Genomic DNA, 20381 nt, shown 5'->3' on the forward strand with positions numbered 1-20381 from the left:
ATCTAAGAAATTATACCAGATTTTATGTGAAAAATCTTATCATTTTCATTGATCATATGGGTAATCTGATCTTGACTAACTGCAGTAATAAATACTTGTGAATTAGCTAATTTTAGACGCTTTGCTAATAATTCTCGTTTGGTATTATCTAATTCTGAAGCGAAATCATCAATCAAATAAACACAAGGTTGTGAGTTTTGTTTTGAATAGTACTCACCTTGAGAAAGACGTAAAGCACACATTAATAATTTTAGCTGACCTCGAGATAACAGATCTTCAACAGGAATATTATCGACACGTAATCGAATATCTGCTTTATGAGGACCAACCGAAGTGTAATTAATGAATTTGTCTCTTTCATATTGTTTACGTAATATTTCGGAATATTCAATACCATGTTCCCAACCTTGATAATATTGACAATTAATTTGATATTCAGGTAGAAAATCTTGGCAAGTATGAATAATCTCAGGGAAAATATTTTGAGAATAATCTGCTCTAATCTGGCTTATTTTTTCAGCGATAGGGGAAAGTTCTTTATCCCAAGGTAGTAATTGATTATAGTTAACATATTGTTTTAGTAAAGCATTACGTTGTTTTAATAAACGTTTTAAATTGTTCCAAAGATGAACAAATTCGGGATAATGATGAAAGCAGCCCCAATCAATAAACGAACGTCGATATTTTGGACCTCCAGTCAGTAAATCAAAACCTTCAGGTGTGATTAATTGGATCGGTAAAAGTTTTGCTAAATCAGTTAATCGGAAACCATCATCACCATCAATTTTTATTTTATTATCATTATTACGATTTTTTGCAAGACCAATTGTTCGGGTTTGCTGATTGATTGATTTAATTTGGCTGAATAAAACTAATTCTGGTTGTTCATGTTGTATAATTCGATTGGATTGAATGTGTCTAAATGCACGACCATGTCCAAGCATATAAATGGCTTCAAGTAGACTGGTTTTGCCACTACCGTTATCACCTATAATGTAGTTGAAATGATGAGATAATGATAACTCAGCATAATCAATATTACGGAAATGATGAATTTTGATTTGTGAAATTGTCATATTAATGAATAAAGCTTCTGGTCGTTACCAGAAGCTAGATGAGATTTGATTATAAACGCATTGGCATAACAACATAAATGGCTGATTGATCATTAATATCTTCAATCTGGACACTTGATGTTGCATCAGTTAATAAAAGCTGTACGCTATCGCATTTTAATGTGTTTAATATATCTAATAAATAGGTTACATTAAAGCCAATTTCAAGTTCTGCTGATTTATATTTTACATCAATTAATTCTTCAGCTTCTTCTTGTTCTGGATTATTTGCTGTGATTTTTATTTGATTGTTATGTACATACAATCTTATTCCGCGGAATTTTTCATTAGATAAAATTGCTACCCGAGATAAAGCATTTCTTAATTCATCACATGATACTTCTAATGGTTTATCCGGATTACGAGGTAGTACTCGTTTATAGTCTGGAAATCTTCCATCAATCAATTTTGATGTAAAAGTGAAATCACCAAGATTAACACGTAAATTATTATTTCCAATTTGTATATTAATCGGTTCCTCATTATCACCAACAAGTTTTGCAAGTTCAATTACCCCTTTTCTTGGAAGAATTACCGAACAAGCAGCAGAAATATTTTGTCCAATAGGTTGAGCACAAAATGCTAAGCGGTGACCATCAGTTGCAACTGATTTTAATAAACCATCCTCAATTTCAAATAACATACCATTTAAATAATATCTTACATCTTGATTAGCCATTGAGAATTGAACTGCATCAATAAGTCGTTTTATGGTTTTTTGTGGGACGGAAAGATCAATGTCACTTTGCCAATTTTCAAGATTAGGAAAATCACTAGCAGGTAATGTCGTTAAAGAAAATTTACTTCGACCAGATTGAATGATTAATCGATTATCGTCAACCGTTATTGAAATTTGAGCATTACTAGGCAAATTACGACAAATATCGAGAAATTTTTTCGCGGGAACCGTTGTTGCACCAGGCTCATTTGCCTCGATCAAAGGTAAATGAGAAATCATTTCAATTTCGAGATCTGTACTTGTCATTGATAAAACATTATCACTTACTTGTAATAATAAATTACCTAAAATTGGTAGCGTCGGACGACTACTGAGTGGTGCGCTAACAAGTTGCAATGGTTTGATAAGTTTTTCGCGATCAATAATAAATTTCATAATGTTGATTCTTTTTTTAGGTTGATAATGTTCGAATTAAATTAGAATAATCTTCTTTAATATCATTGTTTTCTTCTTTTAATTCTGCGATTTTACGGCATGCATGTAATACTGTTGTATGATCTCTCCCTCCAAATCCATCACCAATTTCAGGAAGACTTTTGTTTGTTAACTCTTTCGCTAATGCCATTGCAACTTGACGAGGTCTTGCAACGGATCTTGAACGACGTTTTGATAACAAATCAGATACTTTGATCTTATAATATTCAGCAACTGTTTTTTGTATATTTTCAATAGTTACAAGTTTTTCTTGCAAAGCAAGTAAATCTTTTAGAGCATCTTTTACAAAATCAATAGTAATAGATTTACCAGTAAAATTAGCATTAGCAATAACGCGATTAAGCGCGCCTTCTAATTCACGTACATTGGAACGTAGACGTTTAGCAATAAAAAAAGCAACCTCTTCTAATAGCTTAATATTATTTTCTTCAGCTTTCTTCATTAAAATTGCCACACGTGTTTCAAGTTCTGGTGGCTCTATTGCTATTGTTAATCCCCAGCCGAAACGTGATTTTAAGCGATCTTCTACGCCATTTATCTCTTTTGGATAGCGATCAGAAGTTAATATAATTTGTTGATTACCCTCTAGTAACGAATTAAAAGTATGAAAGAACTCTTCTTGTGAACGTTCTTTATTAGCAAAAAATTGTATATCATCAATAAGTAATGCATCAACAGAACGATAATAGTTTTTAAACTCTTCAATCGCATTATTTTGCAAGGCTTTTACCATATCTTGAACAAAACGTTCTGAATGCATATAAACAACTTTTGCATTGTCTTTTTCTTCAATTATTTGATTACCAACAGCATGCAATAAATGGGTTTTACCTAATCCAGTTGAACCATATAAAAATAATGGGTTATAAGCTTTTCCTGGATTCTGAGCAACTTGTTTGGCAGCGGCAACAGCAAGTTGATTAGACTTACCTTCAACAAAGCTATTAAATGTGTGTTTATGATTAATACCAGAATGATAAGTGTGGTTACTATTACTTTCTTTAGTCATTTTCCAAGCAGGAACAAGTTCTGCTTTTGGTTGTTCATTTTTGACTTTTTTATCCATCGAAAGAGTTGAGCCAACTTCAAGATGTAATTTCAAAGAATCGTTATTAAAATGCTTATTTAGTAATTGAGATATTGTTGTTAAATATTTATTCCTGACCCAATCTAAAACAAATCTATTAGGGGCATAAATATAGAGTTTGTTATCAATCATTTCCGCTTGCAATGGTCGAATCCATAAATTAAATTCAGTTGTCGGAAGCTCTTCTTGTAATTGAGAAAGACAATCTTGCCAAATAGCGGTAGGCACAGCAACTCCTTTAATTTTAATTACTAACAATGCTTTTGTAATTATAATCTTTTTTATGGGTAATTTATAGATAGAAGCGACTATATAATTTTAATGAATAAATATTATATAGATAAAAAAACCCGGGTTAACCGGGTTTTTTAGTAGAAGTAACTATTAATGTGTTGTATCAATAACTCTAACTTCTTGAATGTTACGAGCTTTAACTTCAATTTCAACACGACGATCTGGTGCTAAACATGCTTTTAAGTTAGCGCCACGAAGTGCATTACATTTAGTACCTGTAACTGGTTGTGTTTTGCCTACACCACGAGCACTAATTAAATCAGCTGGAACACCTTTTTCTACTAGGTATTTCATTACTGAATTTGCACGTTGTTCAGAAAGTTTTTGATTATAGGTATCTGAACCAATGCGGTCAGTATGACCAATTACAACGATAGCACTTTGAGTTGGGTTAATTTTAACAAGAGATGTTAATAAGTTGTCTAATGCTTGACGACCTTCAGCTTTTAAGTCAGATTTCGCATAAGAAAATAAGACATCTTCATTTAATACATAACGGTTTTCTTGTGTTTTAACTTCAACTTCTGGTGGCGTTACAGTTGGTGAACCTAAACGGTAAGTAATACCTAAAGTTAACAAGCCTGCATCTGGTGATGCATTAGTTTTAGTGTGAATATGTTGAACATATTGATATTCTAAACGAGTAGAGAAGTCTTCATCAAAGCGATAGTCAAGACCTAATGCATAAACAGGAGATAAATCAGTTTTTGTACCACCATGTCCATAATAATCTTTAACTGAACCGCTATTTTTCCATTTAGCAATAGTTACCATTCCACCTGCACGACCATAAATATCAAGGTCATCAGAGATGAATGATATTGGATAGCTTAATTTACCGGTTAAAGAAACACCTTGTGCCGACACTTTGCTGTGACCTAGATCACGGTGTGTTCCTTGACTATTGTAACTTTGTTTATATTTAGCAGAACCTAACCAATCATAGCCTAATTCAAATGCTAAATAAGGATTTGCTTGGAAACCAAGAAAAGCACCGCCGCCAATATTACTACGATCAGAAGTACTAACACCAACGTTAGAGTTTTCACGGATTTTATTTGCATCTAATCTGTAGAGTTCAGACCAACCTAATTTAGCACCTGTATAAAAAGTATTATCTTCATATGCTGCATTAGCTGCAGTAGCTGTTAAGCTTGCAACTGCGATTGCTAGAGCTAGAGTTGTTTTTTTCATTTTTTGCCTCAACTTTAATGTTGTTATAGACGATGTTTAGTTTCCTTTTGTTTAAATTTCACTTTAAATAAAAGAATAATTACTTATTGTTGTATTAATTATGGTATACATAATCTCATTTGATTATAGCATATCTTATATGCAAATCTACATTTAATAATATTGTGTTCAAAAAAATTTGAACAATGTTATCAAAATATTTTGTTAACCACTGTAGAGAAATCATTAATTGTATTTGATAACACTCTTGACATAATAAAAAAGTCAGCTTCAAGTCGTTTATCAGATTCATCTGAACTTATATCTTCGTTTTCATCTAGTATAGTAGAATCAAATTTAATTCGTTTAAATGTTAGGTCAGAATTAGCGATAAAGTTAACGCCTCTTTCATCGACAATTTTCATTTTAGTAATCCATTTACCAGAATCAAAATGAACGCGCATTTCATCGCTTGTGATTTCTTGATTTTTACAGCTAATAATTCCGTTGCCTTCAAGTGGATCTTTAAGTTCAGCTTGGTCACCTAACATAAAGGGTGAGAAATTGAGCTTTTCTTTAACCCATGTTGTCATAATCTGTTCAAGCGGTTTATCAATTGATAATGGAGTTAATGCTAATGTTCCAAGTTCTTTACGTAAAATTGCTAGAATATCTTCGGCTTGTTTAAAACTACTACAATCAACAACAATACGTTTGTTTTCAGTATCAATCCAAAGCCAATAATGGTTATATTTACTAAAAGCCCTTGGCATTAAGTCAATCATAACTTCATCTTTTAAGTTAGCTTTCTCGTTTTTTGTTAGTTTCCTACTCAAAGCTTGTTCTTGTTTATCAATTTTTTCTAATAAAGTTTGTTTAATGACGGGCGCTGGTAATATTTTGGTTTCTTTTTTTATACGTAATAATAAATGTCCTTGCATATCGACAATAAAATCATTTTGATTATTATCATTATAAGGTGAAACCCAACCCATTTTTGTTGTGTCTAAGTTGCCACATGGCGTAAACAGGTGAGATTTAATTGCTTTTTCAATAGTATCTTTGTTAAGTAAAGTGTCATTATTCAATTGGTAAATAATGGCATTTTTAAACCAGAGCATGTATTTATCGTCCCTAAAGTGTGTTTATAGTTGTTATTTTAGCATGTTTAGTTTTTATTGACTGCCTATAAACTGTAAAACAGCTATAGTTTTATTATTGATCTGAACTTTGCCTATTTCTAAAGTTAGAATTTATAAGATATACCCATATAAATAGATGTTACTGTACTATTATCAACCATTGGACTGTCTGCAGCATCGCCAGTTAATTTATCAATATGTATACTACCAAATGTGGCAATATTATCAGTTAATAAATATTGTGCTCCTATTTCAGCGTAGGGCGTGAATGAACTGTCAGCATTAAAGTAATGTAAATTTGAACGGGAAGATTCTTTATGAGAAATACCATAATAATAATCGTTATGTCTGCTGTTTGCCCAGTTTATGCCTATGGTTGGAACAATTATTAAGCTACCTTGCATATAAGGAATACTATAATCAGTATTGGCTAATAAACTATTACTTTCATTTAATACATCAACCCCTATACTACTAGAAAAACTTCCAAAATTGGTATCAATAGAGTATTCAATTTCTGCTAATAAGGTTGAGTGACGGCTATCAAGAATTCTTAATTGATGATTATCGGAATCATGTGGTTTAAATTCGTTAGATAAGTAACGTGCTCCAATAGATAAACTTTGATTATTTGTATTATAAGCATAAATACCAGCAGATAAATCATCTATAAAAAATAGACCATTATCATAATCAATATGGGGAACTGGATAAAATTTTGAACTATAGTTTTTGTACGGAGAATTTCCCCAACCAATACCTAATCCGATAGATGTTGAGTTAGCGGATACTATAGGTATAGTTGATAAAGTAATTATTGATAAAATAGAAATTGCATAAAGTGTTTTTTTCATCTTTTTTATATCCATTTAAGTAATAATGCTATATCTAATAGAATATTATTCATCTGGATTCATGGTCACACAATCAATACATTAATTGTACATTGTAACAAATGAATTTCCTTAATAATAATGTCATATTTTATCATGTTTGAATATCGATTAGTGAGATAACTTATGAGTAAACCAAGTCTAGAAATGATTAATAGTCGTCCTGATGATGCAACATTATTAGCAGATGAAGCAAAATATTGTTCTTTCGGTGACACAGTACATTATGTTGAACCGCCAAAAATTTTTGATGGCTGTGAAGGTAGCTATATGTATGACAAAGAAGGCAAAGCTTTCCTTGACTTACAAATGTGGTATTCTGCATGTAATTTTGGTTATGCCAATGAACGTTTAAATAATGTCCTAAAAAAACAAATTGATACCTTGCCACAATGTGCAAGCCAATACTTACATCCAACCAAAATTGAATTAGCTAAAACGATTGCTCAAGGTATGGAAAAACGTTTTGGTTATGAAGGTCGAGTTCATTTTAATGTAGGTGGTTCTCAATGTATTGAAGACTCATTAAAATTGGTGCGTAATGCTTCGGGCGGTAAATCATTAATGTTTGCCTTCCAAGGTGGATATCATGGTCGCACATTGGGTGCATCTTCAATCACATCAAGCTATCGTTATCGTCGTCGTTATGGCCATTTTGGTGATCGTGCAATGTTTGTACCGTTTCCATATCCTTTCCGTCGTCCAAAGGGAATGACCGCAGAAGAATATGGTGAACATTTAGTTGCTGAATTTGCGCGCTTATTCGAAACCGAATACCACGGTGTTTGGGATCCAAAAGTTGGTCAAGCTGAATATGCGGCATTTTATGCTGAACCTTTACAAGCAACGGGTGGTTATATTGTTCCTCCACGTAATTACTTTAAAGGTCTTAAAAAAGTTTTAGACCAATATGGTATTTTATTAGTGGTTGATGAAATCCAAATGGGCTTCTATCGTACTGGTAAATTATGGTCAATAGAACATTTTGATGTTAAACCTGACGTAGTAGTATTTGCGAAAGCATTAACTAATGGTCTTAATCCATTAGGTGGATTATGGGCACGTGAAGAATTAATTAATCCTCAAGTATTCCCTGTGGGCTCAACTCACTCTACTTTTGCTTCAAATCCTCTTGGTACAGCTGTTGGTCTTGAAGTGTTAAAAATGACCTCTGAAACAGATTATGAAAAGATGGTTATGGATAGTGGTACTTATTTCCTTGAGGGTCTGAAAACCTTAGAGAAAAAACATAAAGAAATTGGTGAAGTTGATGGTTTAGGTTTAGCGCTTCGAGCAGAAATTTGTACTGAAGATGGCTTTACAGCAAATAAAGCATTAGTTGATAAGATGGTTGATATCGGTATGTCAGGTGATCTTGACTGGAAAGGGACCAAGATGGGGCTAGTGCTTGATATTGGTGGTTACTACAAAAATGTTATTACTTTTGCTCCATCATTACACATTTCTCGTCAAGAAATCGATCAAGGTATTGAATTACTCGATCAATTAATCACACGTGCAAAGAAAGAACTTTAATAGTTTAACTTTATTCATTCCTTCCTGCCAACTTTTGTTGGCAGGTTGCGTTTTATAGCCAATCATTTATTAGATTTATGAATTATATCAATCAGTTAGAAAAAAATGAATTAATAGACAGTTTTTTAACTTATCCGCCACAGAATTTTTCAGCTTGGTTAAGCGATGATGGTGTACCTATTTTTTCTGCCAAGTTTGATTTACTTACTACCGCAAGTGATGATTTTAAATATAAGATTCAAAAATTTCCTTTATATAAAAAATGGCAACACTGGTTACAGCCAAAAACATGTTTTGTTGGAACAACTGTTTCGGAATATACATTATTAACAGATAAGATTGATGCAAATCAATTAGCTAAACATCTTAAAATAACTTATGCTAAACAATATCCTTTTATGATTGTTAAAGATCTTCCCTTAGAATCTCCGTTATTAAGTGAACACGATAATCACTATTCAAAGCAGCTTATTGCAGCGTTGAAAGAACAAGGATATATTGAAGTTGAAGGACAAGCATTAGCTTGGGTACCTATTGATTTTATTGATATTAATGAAATTTTTTCTCGTTTTTCGTATAGTCGTCGTAAAAATTTTAGAAGAAAATTAAAATCACGGGAAAAATTAGATATTAATGTTTTGCGTAGTGGGGATGAATGCTTTTTTAATCAAGCAGTTCAAGACGAATATTATCAACTTTATCTTAATGTTTATCAGCAAAGCGAAGTACATTTTGATTTATTAACTAAATCATTTTTTGTTCAATTGTTACAAAGCAAAGCAGCTAAAGCCCATATCTTCACTTATCATCATAATGGCGAATTTATTGGTTATAATATCTGTTTTGAAGTAAATAATAAGCTGGTTGATAAATATATCGGCATGGTTTATCCACAAGCACGCAAACTAAATCTTTACTTTGTAAGCTGGTTTTTCAATCTTGAATATGCATTGCAACAAGGATTTAATTATTATATTGCAGGCTGGACAGATCCTGAAGTAAAAGCATCATTGGGTGCTAAATTCACATTTACTAAACATCTAGTGTATATTCGTAATCCAATATTACGTGTAATATTACGCAAATTGATAAGTCACTTTGAAAGTGACAAGGGGAGAGTATCATGACCTGTCCGATTATACTCAATTTCGATAGAAGTGTAGGTGAGATAAATAATGCTAGAACAATCGATGTGATAGAATGGCAGGATGCCATTCGCTTTGGCTGTACCGAAAAAAAATTCTTTCACTTTGAAAAAGTGTTACAACAATCTCTACCAGATAAATATGGAACAGTATTAATGGGAAGTGGTGATTTTCACCATGTTTCATTATTATTGATTGAACGTTTAGCTAAACAATATTCGGCTAGTAATCCTATTCAAGTTGTCGTTTTCGATAATCATCCTGATAATATGCGTTATTTATTCGGTATACATTGTGGTTCATGGATTAGTTATGTGGCAAATTTACCTTTTGTTAGCCATGTACATGTATTAGGTATTACATCTCAAGATATTGGTCTTTTCCATTTTTGGGAAAACAGATGGTCACCACTTTTCCATAAAAAACTAACTTATTGGAGCTTAGATGTTAATGTTGCTTGGGCAAAAAAAATTGGTTTAAGTCATGCTTTTCGCGATTTCGCTACACCAGCTGATCTCATTGCTAGCTTCCTTTCAGAACAATATCATAGTACACAGCCGATTTATTTATCAATTGATAAAGATGTATTGAGTGAGGAAGTCGTACATACCAATTGGGATCAAGGTAAACTACAAACTTATCATATCCTTGATACTATCACATCAATCAAATCACGGCTTATTGGTAGTGATATTACAGGCGAACTTTCTATATGGAGGTCGTCAAATTGGTTTAAACGTTTTCTTAGTTCACTAGATAAACAACCAATGATATCATCTGATGATCTTTCCAATTGGCAGCAAGAGCAACATCAACTTAATCTAACGTTATTAGAAGCCCTTTCAGGATAAACTATTGTAAAAAAGTTTGAGAAAATATAGGTGTTTGAGTATAAAACTCAGACCTACTTTTCCAATATTCTAAACAAATCTAAGAATGGTGATTAGAAGAATTCTGTTTAGATAATTTGCTTTCCGCTAATGCTAAAAACAAAATACCAGAAACAATTAAAATTGTACCAATTAATTTAAATAACGTAATTGGTTCATTAAATAACCAAATTGATACAATCATTACTGTTACTAGTTCAAAGTGAGATGCGGCAAATGCTGGACCTACTGGTGCTTTTTTTAATAGCGTCATCCAAGTAAAAAAAGTGAAAATATATCCAGTAATTGAGATATAAATCCAAGGATTAGTAAAAACACGTACTAACCAATCAATACTCATTTCTAAAGGTTGTGCATGGATAGCTGTTAATTTAAAGCTGCATTGTGCAATAGTATCAAAAAAAAGTAATATTGAAAAACCAATAATATAGAATCTCGCCATATTAAGACATTCCTACAAAAATGACGCCAGCTGTAATTAATAGCATGCCAATTAAACGATAAAAGGTAAGCAATTCTTTGAAAATAATACGTCCAACAAGCATAATAGTAATAATATTAAATGAGGCCAGCAATACACCTTGTGAAAGTGGAACTAAGGTTAAAAACGCCAACCATAATAAAAATTCAGCAACATAAGATATAATGCCAATCCAAATCCAATGATTTTTTGATAAATCTAGCCAATAATACCAACCATCACGATTATTCGGTGAAGTAGCCGCAAATTTAAAAGCGACTTGCCCTAAGGTATCAAAACAGATGTTACTAACCCAAAGTATGATTACTAACGGTGACATTATGCTTCTATTCCTTCTGCTATGTTATTGAAGAATGTGATGCACTCTTTAATCACTTCTCGACGTTGACTATCAATTGTTATTAAATGATAACTCTCATTTAAGATCACTAGTTTTTTTGAGCCAGAAACGTGTTTTTCAACTAGTTTTGCATTGGTTTCAATATTGGCGATATCATCATTACCTGAATGCATAATTAAACATGGTGAAACAACTTTTGATAGCTGTGCTCGCACATTCTTGGCGAGTAATTGCATTTCAGCAAGTGCTGGGAATGGGTTTCCTGCAAGTCCTGCTGAAGCAGCATCACCATTTAACATGCTTTCAGATACGACGGCTCGAATTCGTTCATCTTTAAGTCCATAAGGCGGTTTTTCAATAAAAGAAACTTTTTGAAAAATCCCTAATTTTTTAAAATAGACTAACAAAAAGAAGAATTTTTTTGCCCAAAAAGGCATACTCCAGCCATCATAATAAAAAGTTGGTGCTAAAACTCCAACCCCCTTAATCTGATCAGGTCTGTCAGCAGCTAGTTTGAGTGCTAATAGCGCACCCATTGATAACCCAGCAACAAAAACATTATCAACATGTTGGGCTAAGTAATTAGCACCTTCTTGTACGCTTTGGTACCAATCTTGCCAAGATGTTTTACAAAGATCAGCTTCCGTACCACAATGACCAGCTAGTTGAATAGCATAAACTGTAAAACCAGCCTTGTGTAAACCATTAGCTAAGATTCGCATTTCATTAGGAGTACCTGTTAAGCCATGAATTAGTAATACACCATTTTTATTACCAGGTAAAAAATAAGATAAATCTTGCATTGTACTCATTATTCTTCCTTTATTATTTTACTATCATGATGGGAATTAAAGAATGTTGTGCTTGTTTTAACGCTTTGGTCACATCAGCAAAACTATTGATAGCACAGTGCATAATCTTATTTTTTTCGCAGTAGTTCACAAGCTTGTCTTTGGCAAAAACATAATCAACATTATGTGATACACAGTAATCTGAGGTACCATCTCCTACATAAAGTATTTGGGGAAAATATTGTTGTTTTTTAACATGATTGCATTTGCAATTACCACTTTGTTTAATACAATCCTTATTGGCATAAGGAAATTCAAGTCGCCAACTACGAGCATTATTATGAAGTAACTTATTGGCAAAAATGGGTAAATTTTCAATACTATGACGCTTTAATACAAACTGGATTGCGTAATCTAACCCATCACTCACCACGTGCACAGGAATATTATTTTGTTGGGTATAATTTATAAAAGATTTAAACATTGGGTCAATTTCAATTTTGGAAAGAACTTGATTGACTTCTTCTAAGCTAGCATCCATTAAAGCAATTTGTTTGCTCATGCATTCTTGAGAACCAATTTTGCCATTAACCCACAATTCTTCGAGCTCATCACAACCATCTTGACCGAAATAACTTAGTAATGTATCAGTTACATCTTTAACACTGATGGTTCCATCAAAATCACATAAGACGATAGGGGTCTGATACTGAGTATAAGATGGATGAAAAAGATGGGTAGCAATTGATGAAAAAGTATTCATTTTAAAATTAAAATAGTCTAATTATAGATAATGACATAAATTCTCTCATAAAGAAGATTTAAACTTTGTGGGCTCTTTGTATATATTTTGTAACGAGGGTGAAATTGTCTGTATAATGAGGTTTCACTAGGTATAAGCTATAGTAATGAGAACCTATAATGAGCGAACGTATATTAATCATTGAAGACGACCCAAGATTAGCCAACCTCATACAAGTATACCTTGTTCGGCAAGGGTATATCGTTGACTGGCATAATAGTGGCGAAGGTGCAGAAGAAAAAATTCACCAACTCAATCCAGATTTGGTCATATTAGATGTCATGTTACCAAAAAAATCAGGTTTTGATATTTGTCGTGATATACGTGGGTGGTTCGCCAACTTTATTTTGATCATGACAGCCAGTGAAGATAACATTGATGAAATTGTAGGACTCGAACTTGGCGCTGATGATTATTTGGCAAAACCAGTTGAACCAAGGTTATTGCTTGCTCGAATTCGCGCCTTATTACGACGAAAACAGATAGAAACTGAAAAAGATAATGGCAAAGAATTAGTTATACCTTTAAATAATAAAACCCTTATTTTTGATAATTTAGTTATAGATGGTGAAAATAGGAAAGTAATATTACAAGAGCAAGAGATAGATTTAACTACCGCTGAATTTGATCTTCTATGGTTATTAGCCAATAATGCTGGAAACATTCTATCTAGGGATGATATTTTTTCACAAGTTCGCGGTATTGATTTTGACGGTAGCGATCGTTCAATTGATTCCCGTATATCAAGACTTCGCCGTAAATTACTTGATGATCCTGACAATCCATCACGAATTAAAACAGTTCGAGGAAAAGGTTATTTATTTATGCGTGAAGGGGACAGTCATTGAGCCATTTATTAGCCAAACCACTATTTTTCAATCGACGAATTGTATTTTATCTGGTTATTTTACTTTCTTTGCAATGTATTATTGCTTATGGCGCTTTATTGGTGTTTGACTCTTTACCTTCCTCGTTAACCGATATGCCTGATGACCATGTTGTATTTCGTGAGTCACAACGAGGTACTGTAAACTTGATTCGGATGAGAATTAACGAAAATAAAAATCGACCTTTGCAAGAAGTTGTTGACGAGTTACAACCTTATTTTGGCTACTCAATAGAAATTTTACCAATCGATATTGCTTTGCCCCATTCAGTTTCTCACGAATTAAAAAATCTTGGTTTTTCTTATGATAGTGATAAAGAAGTCGTCTACATTGATTTAAATGATGGTAATTTATTACAATTAGGCCCTATCGTGATGCGCGATATTTTACAGTCTAACACTATGTCATTAAGTGTTTTTTTAATTATTTGGGCGCTATTTAGTGCGATAATCTTTTTCATTCTAATCTATTTCGCTTTTAGTGCAGTTTGGAAAGATTTAGTAAACATAAGACAAACTGCAGAACAGCTTGGGCTGGGCAATTTGAAAGCTAGAACTGAAAACGTTAAAGGTTGGTTATTTAAACCGCTAGCAAATGTACTGAATAATATGGGAACACATATAGAACATTTAGTTAGTACTAATCAAACTATTTCTCATGCTATGGCGCATGAATTGCGTACCCCGCTTGCCCGTATGCGATTTGAGCTCAGTATGCTTGAAGAATCTAATGATGAACAAGAAAAATTGCTTTTACAAAAAGGGATGAGTGATGATATTAACGAACTGGAAACCTTAATTAGTGCCAGCTTAAATTACTTTAAAATGCAACAAAGTAATATTGAGTTAAATTTAACACAAGTTTCATTAAAACAATGGGGTGAAAAAGTTTGCCAATCTTTAGCACTATTTAAACCTAAAGGATTTGAGTTAACATGCAATAGTCAAGATGTTTTAGCTATAATTGATACTAATTTAGCAGAAACAATTGTTAAAAATTTACTTCTTAATGCATTTAAATATGCAACACATAAAGCAGTTTTAAATATTACAAAACAAAAAAATAGTGTAATAATTGAAATTGATGACGATGGTCCAGGCATTCCGTTTGAAGCGCGTGAAAAGATTTTTATGCCTTTTGCCAGACTTGATACCAGTCGAACACGTTCTACTGGTGGTTATGGTCTTGGATTAGCTTATGTCAAATTAATGGCAGAGTTTCATAATGGTAATGCTTTCGTTGTTACCAGCCCTCTTGGTGGAGCAAGGTTTGTGGTTTCATTGAAGTCTAGCTATCCTTAATTATTTTTTTATAATTAATCCGTTATTATTAAAATTAATCATAATTGTGAAGTTCCTGTAATATATTTATAGGAAGCTATCATAAGATAATATTTACTCTATTGAACTGTGAGGTAAATATTATGATCGATGGCTCAAAGCATTCAACTCCTAAATCTTATTGGATTAGATTAGTTGTTATTTTCTTTTTGGGTTGGATTGTTATTTATGCCGGAAGATCTGTTTTAAGTCCTTTAGTAGGTGAGTTACAAACTCAGTTTGGTTTAACTAAAGCCCAAACAGGGGGCATTATGAGCTTGTTTTTTCTTGCTTATACATTGTTTCAAATACCATCAGGCGTTCTTGGTGATAGAATAGGTCGTAAACGTGTTTTAGTTACAGGATTTTTTCTCTATGCTATCTTTATAGCTTGTGTATATTTTGCGTCTTCATTCTCAACTTTCCTTATACTTTGGATATTAGCCGGTGCGGCACAAGGATGTTATTATGGACCACAATATGCCTTATCTACCGAAGCAATCCCCAAAAAATGGATAACATTAGGTAGTGCAATTATTGGTAGTGGTATGTCATTTGGTATCGCGATGGGATATTATCTTTCAAGTGTGATGATTTCGCTTTTCAATACTTCATGGAAAATACCGTTTGTGATGGTTGCAATTCCAATAGTAATAGTTACTCTTTTAATGATTTTTTGTATTAAAGAAAAAGGAAGTGCTTTAGTTGAAATATCAAGTTCTCAAAAAACTAATTTTTCTCAACTTTTTAAAAATCGTAATCTTGTTTTAGCTTATATCACCATCTTTTGTTCTATTTATGCTTTCTTTGTTATTATTACTTGGTTGCCAAACTATCTTGAAGTAGAAAGGGGCATGAACAAAATAGAAGCCTCACAAATTGCATCAATTGTGCCTTGGATCTCAATTATTGGGGCAATATTATGTAGTTATATTTCTGATAAATTAGGTCGTCGCAAACCTGTAATATTATTTATGATGCCATTATCACTAATTGCAATTTTTTCAATAGTGTATTGTCATTCTTATATTGAACTTATTGCAGTGCTTGTATTATATGGTTTTATTGGTAAAATTAGTTTAAATCCCGTACTAATAGCTTTAGTTGCTGATAATGCTCCTAAAGTATCATTAAGTACTGCATTTGGACTGTATAATTTTTTTGGCATGACTGCATCGATTTGTGCTCCTTATTTTACAGGTTTGATTGCCGATAAAACAGGAAGTTTAAATAGTGGTTTTTACTTAGCGGCAGTTATTACAATGGTTGGAATAACCGCAATGCTATTTGTCAGAGAAAGACAAACTGCTAACTAAATTTAACATATCGTAATGATATTATCTATTTTTAATCATCGTTACTTGCAGGTTATCTTATCAGAAATCACAGATATGCATAAATTGTAATAAAACATATTGTTTTATCAATATAAAAAGTCTGTTTTTTCCATTTCCGAAAAACAAAAAATTTGTTATATTCTTTGGTCAAAATGATAAAAAGTGATCGAACAAATTTTTAAATTCGTCGTTGAAATATATAATCAGAGGTTTTTTTATGAGCGGTTCACTACCGGCTGAGACTGATAATCGTCCAACAAATTTTATTCGCCAAATTATTGATGCAGATCTTGCAGCAGGAAAATATAAAACAACGCATACTCGTTTTCCACCGGAACCAAATGGTTATTTACATATAGGTCATGCTAAATCAATATGTTTAAACTTTGGTCTTGCTCAAGATTATCAAGGTAAATGTAATTTACGTTTTGATGATACTAATCCAGCTAAAGAAGATATTGAATATGTTGAGTCAATTAAAGAAGATGTGCGCTGGTTAGGTTTTGAATGGGATGGTGAAATTTGTTATTCATCTGATTATTTCGACCGTTTATATGAGTATGCTATTGAGCTTATCGAAAAAGGTCTTGCTTATGTTGATGAATTATCAGCTGATGAAATCCGCGAATATCGAGGAACTCTAACCCAACCAGGTAAAAATAGTCCCTACCGTGACCGTAGTGTTGATGAAAATTTAGTGCTTTTTAAACAAATGAAAGAAGGTAAATTTGCAGAAGGGAAAGCTTGTTTACGCGCTAAAATTGATATGGCATCCCCATTCATCGTTATGCGAGATCCTGTTTTATATCGCATTAAATTTGCAGAGCATCACCAAACAGGTAATAAGTGGTGTATCTATCCAATGTATGACTTTACCCATTGTATTTCTGATGCGATTGAAAACATTACTCATTCTCTCTGTACACTTGAGTTCCAAGATAACCGTCGTTTATATGATTGGGTATTGGATAATATCACCATTGAAGCACGGCCGCATCAGTATGAGTTTTCACGTTTAAATTTAGAATATGCAATAACTTCTAAACGTAAATTGACACTGTTAGTCACAGAAAAGATTGTTGATGGTTGGAATGATCCACGTATGCCTACTGTTTCAGGTCTACGTCGTCGTGGGTATACACCCGCTTCAATTCGTGAATTTTGTCGTCGCATTGGCGTAACAAAGCAAGAAAATACTGTTGAGATGAGCACGCTTGAGTTTTGCATTCGTGAAGATCTTAATGAAAATGCGCCACGTGCTATGGCTGTGCTTGATCCTATTAAAGTGATAATTGAAAACTTTTCAGAAACAATTGATGAAGTATTAAGCATGCCAAATCATCCTAATCGTCCAGAGTTAGGCAATCGTGAAGTAACTTTTACTCGTGAAATTTATATCGATCGAGCTGATTTTAGAGAAGAAGCTAACAAAAATTATAAACGTTTAGTTTTAGGAAAAGAAGTTCGTTTGCGTAATGCTTATGTGATTCGTGCAGATCGCGTTGAAAAAGATGCAGAAGGTAATATCCAAACTATTTACTGTACTTACGATCCAGCTACGTTAAATAAAAATCCTGAAGATGGGCGTAAAGTTAAAGGGGTGATTCATTGGGTGTCGGCTAAATTTGCTAAGCCAGCTGAAATTCGTCTTTATGATCGTTTGTTTAATACGCCAAATCCTGGATCGGCTGATGACTTTTTATCAACCATTAATCCTAATTCTTTATTGATCAAAAAAGGTTTTGTTGAACCAAGTTTACAATATGCAGAGGTAGGTAAGGCTTTTCAATTTGAACGTGAAGGATATTTTTGTTTAGACAGCAAATATGCCTCAGATGATAATTTGGTATTTAATCGAACTGTGGGTTTGAGAGATAGCTGGAACGATGCTTAAGCTATAATATGTATGATATTCGCCGATTTAGATCGGCGAATTATCAATAATTTTATCTTTAATCTTCAAATTTAAATAACTTTGTTTGTTGATCTAAATAGTTAAACAAATCGGGCATCCTATATTTACCTGCCATTAATTTTATATTTTCCGCAGCCTCTTCTAATGATATACCTAACGCGGTGACATATAAAGGATGCTTACTTTGCCCTCGAGCTACTTCAATTAAATATTCATTATTTTCATAAAAGGGCTTTTTAGCTACTCCAATAACGGGTATTTTCTTATCTAAAGTATTATATAAATAGCCTCCTAACCCTATCTTACCGTTATTCAAGTGTACATATCCATCAATAACAATAGTGGTAATCTTACTTAAATCAATTTTATTTAAAAGTGACATTATGCAAGGTAGCTCTCGTTGATAAAACTGACCTGATTGATAGGGGGCAACATTATTTTGATAGTCAATAATTATTTTTTCAATATCCGATTTATTATCAGTCCAATGATTAAATAAAATACCTACAGATTTTGCTTGGTTATTTATATAATAAACATCAATTGCAAGAATCATTTATCTTATTTTCCCTAAGTTATTTTATAAATCAATAGTATTGATATTTTACAATATCAAAATGTTAATATAGTTTTATCAAATCTGATAATACAATCTTTTTTATTATTCTACCTTTTTCATTTCTTTTAATAATTTCAAAGCTAAAAACATTAAAAATATTGAACCTGCAATTAAAACACCCCAAATTAACAATTTTAATAATATAGGTGATTTAGTTGAAACATTTTCTGTTTTAGATAATACTTTTTTGTTACCTAATTTGACATTATCACCTAAATAAGCTTCAGGCACATTTTGAGGGGATATTGAGTCATTAAGTAGTGCTTTTTCGCTTAATGAAGCGGGTTGAGCATTGGCTGACCCCCAAGCAAGAATGAAAGGTCCATTATTGGCACTGTTGAAAATAACACTCATTCGATAGCGATAAGCAGTCACGAGAGGAGCATCATTTAAAGAAGCATTAATGGCTTTGATTTTTAGCTGTTTAATATTTAGTACTGAATTATCAATTTTAATTGATTGACCTTTATCATCATTTATACGCCGAAAAATATAATCATCAAGTTTATGCCACGTTTTATCATTATCACTAATTTTATAATAGATACTTGCAGGTAAGACAGTTCGCTCATTTTTTAGTTTAATTGAGAGTTCTTTTATTGGTAGTGATGTTGGTAACTGATAAATAGCCTCTTGCTCATTTGCAGAAATTAAATCGAAATTAATAGGATAAAGAGCCTTTGTTGGCATTTGTTTTCTTGATGTAAATTCAACTCCTTTAATACTAGGAACTATTTTCTTATCGGATTTTAATCGTAAAATCCAATAGTTAGATTTGAAATTAATACCGGACGGTAAATCGATAGTATTAACTTTTAATGATTGATTATTGTTGTTATCGGTCAAGGACATTATAGGAATATCATTAATTGCAGTTTGCCATTTTTTTAAATCATTACTATAAAGTAGGTTAGCTGTTGCTTGCCAATTCAGATTTTTGGATGTATCAAAATCAATAGATAAACGACTGAATGGTTGTTCTAACTTAATTTCATTAGGGATTTGTAACAAGTAGGTTGCACTATATTCCTCCTGTTTACTCGTGTTATCAAGGTAAATTTGCACATTTTTATTATTGATATTAATACTGTATTGATCTATTGGAGGCTTATTTTGTTGTTCCTCTTTTTTATAAGATTGTTGAGTATTATCTAATGAGTATACAGTGACAGGAAAGGTGTCATTTTCATCATATTGTTGATAAACATTCACTAAGGCAAAAGGCACTAGTTGACCTTTATGATTGAAAACGCGTACATCATCTAATGTGTTTGATAATGTTTGAGTATAAACTTCACTGGTCAAGTCTATTCGATTATACATGCTAGTATTATCGCTAATTTCTATTATAGCGCCATAAGCATATTGATTAGTTTGATCAGTTGCTTGACACAATCCACTTATTAGCAAAAGGGAGCTGAATAAGATTTTCTTCATAATT

Annotated in this window: 19 protein-coding genes; 7 read left to right on the plus strand and 12 right to left on the minus strand. The window is 32.5% G+C overall.

From position 1 onward, the window contains the following. Positions 1–2: 2 nt before the first annotated feature. The 6 genes from recF to H3S88_RS03665 all read right to left on the minus strand — a co-directional run bounded on the left by recF (position 3) and on the right by H3S88_RS03665 (position 6839). Positions 3–1076, minus strand: a complete 1074-nt coding sequence (gene recF / locus H3S88_RS03640; protein WP_198227550.1) for a DNA replication/repair protein RecF — start codon at positions 1074–1076, stop codon at positions 3–5. Positions 1077–1125: 49 nt separating this feature from the next. Continuing rightward, entirely contained in the window at positions 1126–2229 is a 1104-nt protein-coding gene (dnaN, locus tag H3S88_RS03645; protein WP_039125981.1) for a DNA polymerase III subunit beta, read from the minus strand. A gap of 16 nt (positions 2230–2245) precedes the next feature. Beyond that, complete coding sequence (gene dnaA / locus H3S88_RS03650; RefSeq protein ID WP_198227548.1) at positions 2246–3604, minus strand: chromosomal replication initiator protein DnaA; 1359 nt, start codon at positions 3602–3604, stop codon at positions 2246–2248. Positions 3605–3760: 156 nt separating this feature from the next. Next, the gene (ompA, locus tag H3S88_RS03655) at positions 3761–4864 is read right to left on the minus strand and encodes a porin OmpA (RefSeq protein WP_198227546.1); all 1104 of its coding nucleotides are present in this window, start codon (positions 4862–4864) and stop codon (positions 3761–3763) included. A 191-nt stretch (positions 4865–5055) separates the two neighbouring features. Further along, positions 5056–5964: a recombination-associated protein RdgC gene (locus H3S88_RS03660; RefSeq protein WP_198227544.1), complete on the minus strand. Its 909-nt coding sequence runs from the start codon at positions 5962–5964 to the stop codon at positions 5056–5058. Between the two features lie 125 nt (positions 5965–6089). Further along, entirely contained in the window at positions 6090–6839 is a 750-nt protein-coding gene (locus tag H3S88_RS03665) for a MipA/OmpV family protein (RefSeq protein ID WP_198227542.1), read from the minus strand. A gap of 165 nt (positions 6840–7004) precedes the next feature. On the opposite strand from H3S88_RS03665, the gene H3S88_RS03670 reads away from it, so the two are divergent. From H3S88_RS03670 to H3S88_RS03680, 3 genes are all read left to right on the plus strand, one after another. Then, positions 7005–8414, plus strand: a complete 1410-nt coding sequence (locus H3S88_RS03670) for an aspartate aminotransferase family protein (protein WP_232352494.1) — start codon at positions 7005–7007, stop codon at positions 8412–8414. A 77-nt stretch (positions 8415–8491) separates the two neighbouring features. Beyond that, positions 8492–9541, plus strand: a complete 1050-nt coding sequence (locus tag H3S88_RS03675; RefSeq protein WP_198227540.1) for a GNAT family N-acetyltransferase — start codon at positions 8492–8494, stop codon at positions 9539–9541. Then, entirely contained in the window at positions 9538–10410 is an 873-nt protein-coding gene (locus tag H3S88_RS03680; protein ID WP_198227538.1) for an arginase family protein, read from the plus strand. The genes H3S88_RS03675 and H3S88_RS03680 overlap by 4 nt, the downstream gene beginning before the upstream one ends. Positions 10411–10489: 79 nt before the next feature. Here H3S88_RS03680 and H3S88_RS03685 read toward each other — a convergent pair whose 3' ends face one another. From H3S88_RS03685 to H3S88_RS03700, 4 genes are read right to left on the minus strand one after another with little or no spacing between them, the layout of a single operon-like run. Continuing rightward, positions 10490–10891 carry a multidrug efflux SMR transporter gene (locus H3S88_RS03685; RefSeq protein ID WP_198227536.1) on the minus strand — a complete coding sequence of 134 codons (402 nt, stop codon included), beginning with the start codon at positions 10889–10891 and terminating at the stop codon, positions 10490–10492. Position 10892: 1 nt separating this feature from the next. Further along, the gene (locus H3S88_RS03690) at positions 10893–11249 is read right to left on the minus strand and encodes an EamA family transporter (RefSeq protein ID WP_065603399.1); all 357 of its coding nucleotides are present in this window, start codon (positions 11247–11249) and stop codon (positions 10893–10895) included. Then, a complete protein-coding gene (locus tag H3S88_RS03695) occupies positions 11249–12082 on the minus strand; it encodes a carboxylesterase (protein ID WP_198227535.1) in 834 nt (277 codons plus the stop codon). The genes H3S88_RS03690 and H3S88_RS03695 overlap by 1 nt, the downstream gene beginning before the upstream one ends. A 13-nt stretch (positions 12083–12095) precedes the next feature. Then, positions 12096–12824 (minus strand): MtnX-like HAD-IB family phosphatase, encoded by a 729-nt coding sequence (locus H3S88_RS03700; RefSeq protein ID WP_198227534.1) that lies wholly within the window; start codon positions 12822–12824, stop codon positions 12096–12098. Between the two features lie 158 nt (positions 12825–12982). On the opposite strand from H3S88_RS03700, the gene H3S88_RS03705 reads away from it, so the two are divergent. From H3S88_RS03705 to glnS, 4 genes are all read left to right on the plus strand, one after another. Then, positions 12983–13711, plus strand: a complete 729-nt coding sequence (locus H3S88_RS03705) for a winged helix-turn-helix domain-containing protein (protein WP_198227533.1) — start codon at positions 12983–12985, stop codon at positions 13709–13711. Continuing rightward, entirely contained in the window at positions 13708–15051 is a 1344-nt protein-coding gene (locus tag H3S88_RS03710) for an ATP-binding protein (RefSeq protein ID WP_198227532.1), read from the plus strand. Before H3S88_RS03705 ends, H3S88_RS03710 begins: the two co-directional genes overlap by 4 nt. A gap of 122 nt (positions 15052–15173) precedes the next feature. Then, positions 15174–16385, plus strand: coding sequence for an MFS transporter (locus tag H3S88_RS03715; protein ID WP_198227531.1), 1212 nt, complete (start codon positions 15174–15176; stop codon positions 16383–16385). A 238-nt stretch (positions 16386–16623) separates the two neighbouring features. After that, positions 16624–18300 (plus strand): glutamine--tRNA ligase, encoded by a 1677-nt coding sequence (gene glnS / locus H3S88_RS03720; RefSeq protein WP_039125995.1) that lies wholly within the window; start codon positions 16624–16626, stop codon positions 18298–18300. Positions 18301–18358: 58 nt separating this feature from the next. Here the strand turns inward: glnS and H3S88_RS03725 are convergent, their stop codons facing one another. Then, entirely contained in the window at positions 18359–18877 is a 519-nt protein-coding gene (locus tag H3S88_RS03725; protein ID WP_198227529.1) for an endonuclease V, read from the minus strand. A 105-nt stretch (positions 18878–18982) separates the two neighbouring features. Then, positions 18983–20377, minus strand: a complete 1395-nt coding sequence (locus H3S88_RS03730) for a DUF3999 family protein (protein WP_144091968.1) — start codon at positions 20375–20377, stop codon at positions 18983–18985. Positions 20378–20381: the final 4 nt, after the last annotated feature.

It is taken from the genome of Gilliamella sp. B14448G11, from assembly GCF_016101765.1.
GTDB lineage: Bacteria > Pseudomonadota > Gammaproteobacteria > Enterobacterales > Orbaceae > Gilliamella > Gilliamella apicola_N.

What these genes read in the sequence shown, in the direction of transcription:
- recF (WP_198227550.1), bottom strand. Translation starts at nt 1,076, where the DNA reads ATGACAATTTCACAAATCAAAATTCATCATTTCCGTAATATTGATTAT.
- H3S88_RS03680 (WP_198227538.1), top strand. Translation starts at nt 9,538, where the DNA reads ATGACCTGTCCGATTATACTCAATTTCGATAGAAGTGTAGGTGAGATA.
- H3S88_RS03685 (WP_198227536.1), bottom strand. Translation starts at nt 10,891, where the DNA reads ATGGCGAGATTCTATATTATTGGTTTTTCAATATTACTTTTTTTTGAT.
- H3S88_RS03700 (WP_198227534.1), bottom strand. Translation starts at nt 12,824, where the DNA reads ATGAATACTTTTTCATCAATTGCTACCCATCTTTTTCATCCATCTTAT.
- ompA (WP_198227546.1), bottom strand. Translation starts at nt 4,864, where the DNA reads ATGAAAAAAACAACTCTAGCTCTAGCAATCGCAGTTGCAAGCTTAACA.
- H3S88_RS03725 (WP_198227529.1), bottom strand. Translation starts at nt 18,877, where the DNA reads ATGATTCTTGCAATTGATGTTTATTATATAAATAACCAAGCAAAATCT.
- H3S88_RS03715 (WP_198227531.1), top strand. Translation starts at nt 15,174, where the DNA reads ATGATCGATGGCTCAAAGCATTCAACTCCTAAATCTTATTGGATTAGA.
- H3S88_RS03705 (WP_198227533.1), top strand. Translation starts at nt 12,983, where the DNA reads ATGAGCGAACGTATATTAATCATTGAAGACGACCCAAGATTAGCCAAC.
- H3S88_RS03660 (WP_198227544.1), bottom strand. Translation starts at nt 5,964, where the DNA reads ATGCTCTGGTTTAAAAATGCCATTATTTACCAATTGAATAATGACACT.
- H3S88_RS03675 (WP_198227540.1), top strand. Translation starts at nt 8,492, where the DNA reads ATGAATTATATCAATCAGTTAGAAAAAAATGAATTAATAGACAGTTTT.
- H3S88_RS03695 (WP_198227535.1), bottom strand. Translation starts at nt 12,082, where the DNA reads ATGAGTACAATGCAAGATTTATCTTATTTTTTACCTGGTAATAAAAAT.
- H3S88_RS03670 (WP_232352494.1), top strand. Translation starts at nt 7,005, where the DNA reads ATGAGTAAACCAAGTCTAGAAATGATTAATAGTCGTCCTGATGATGCA.
- H3S88_RS03690 (WP_065603399.1), bottom strand. Translation starts at nt 11,249, where the DNA reads ATGTCACCGTTAGTAATCATACTTTGGGTTAGTAACATCTGTTTTGAT.
- dnaN (WP_039125981.1), bottom strand. Translation starts at nt 2,229, where the DNA reads ATGAAATTTATTATTGATCGCGAAAAACTTATCAAACCATTGCAACTT.
- H3S88_RS03730 (WP_144091968.1), bottom strand. Translation starts at nt 20,377, where the DNA reads ATGAAGAAAATCTTATTCAGCTCCCTTTTGCTAATAAGTGGATTGTGT.
- glnS (WP_039125995.1), top strand. Translation starts at nt 16,624, where the DNA reads ATGAGCGGTTCACTACCGGCTGAGACTGATAATCGTCCAACAAATTTT.
- H3S88_RS03665 (WP_198227542.1), bottom strand. Translation starts at nt 6,839, where the DNA reads ATGAAAAAAACACTTTATGCAATTTCTATTTTATCAATAATTACTTTA.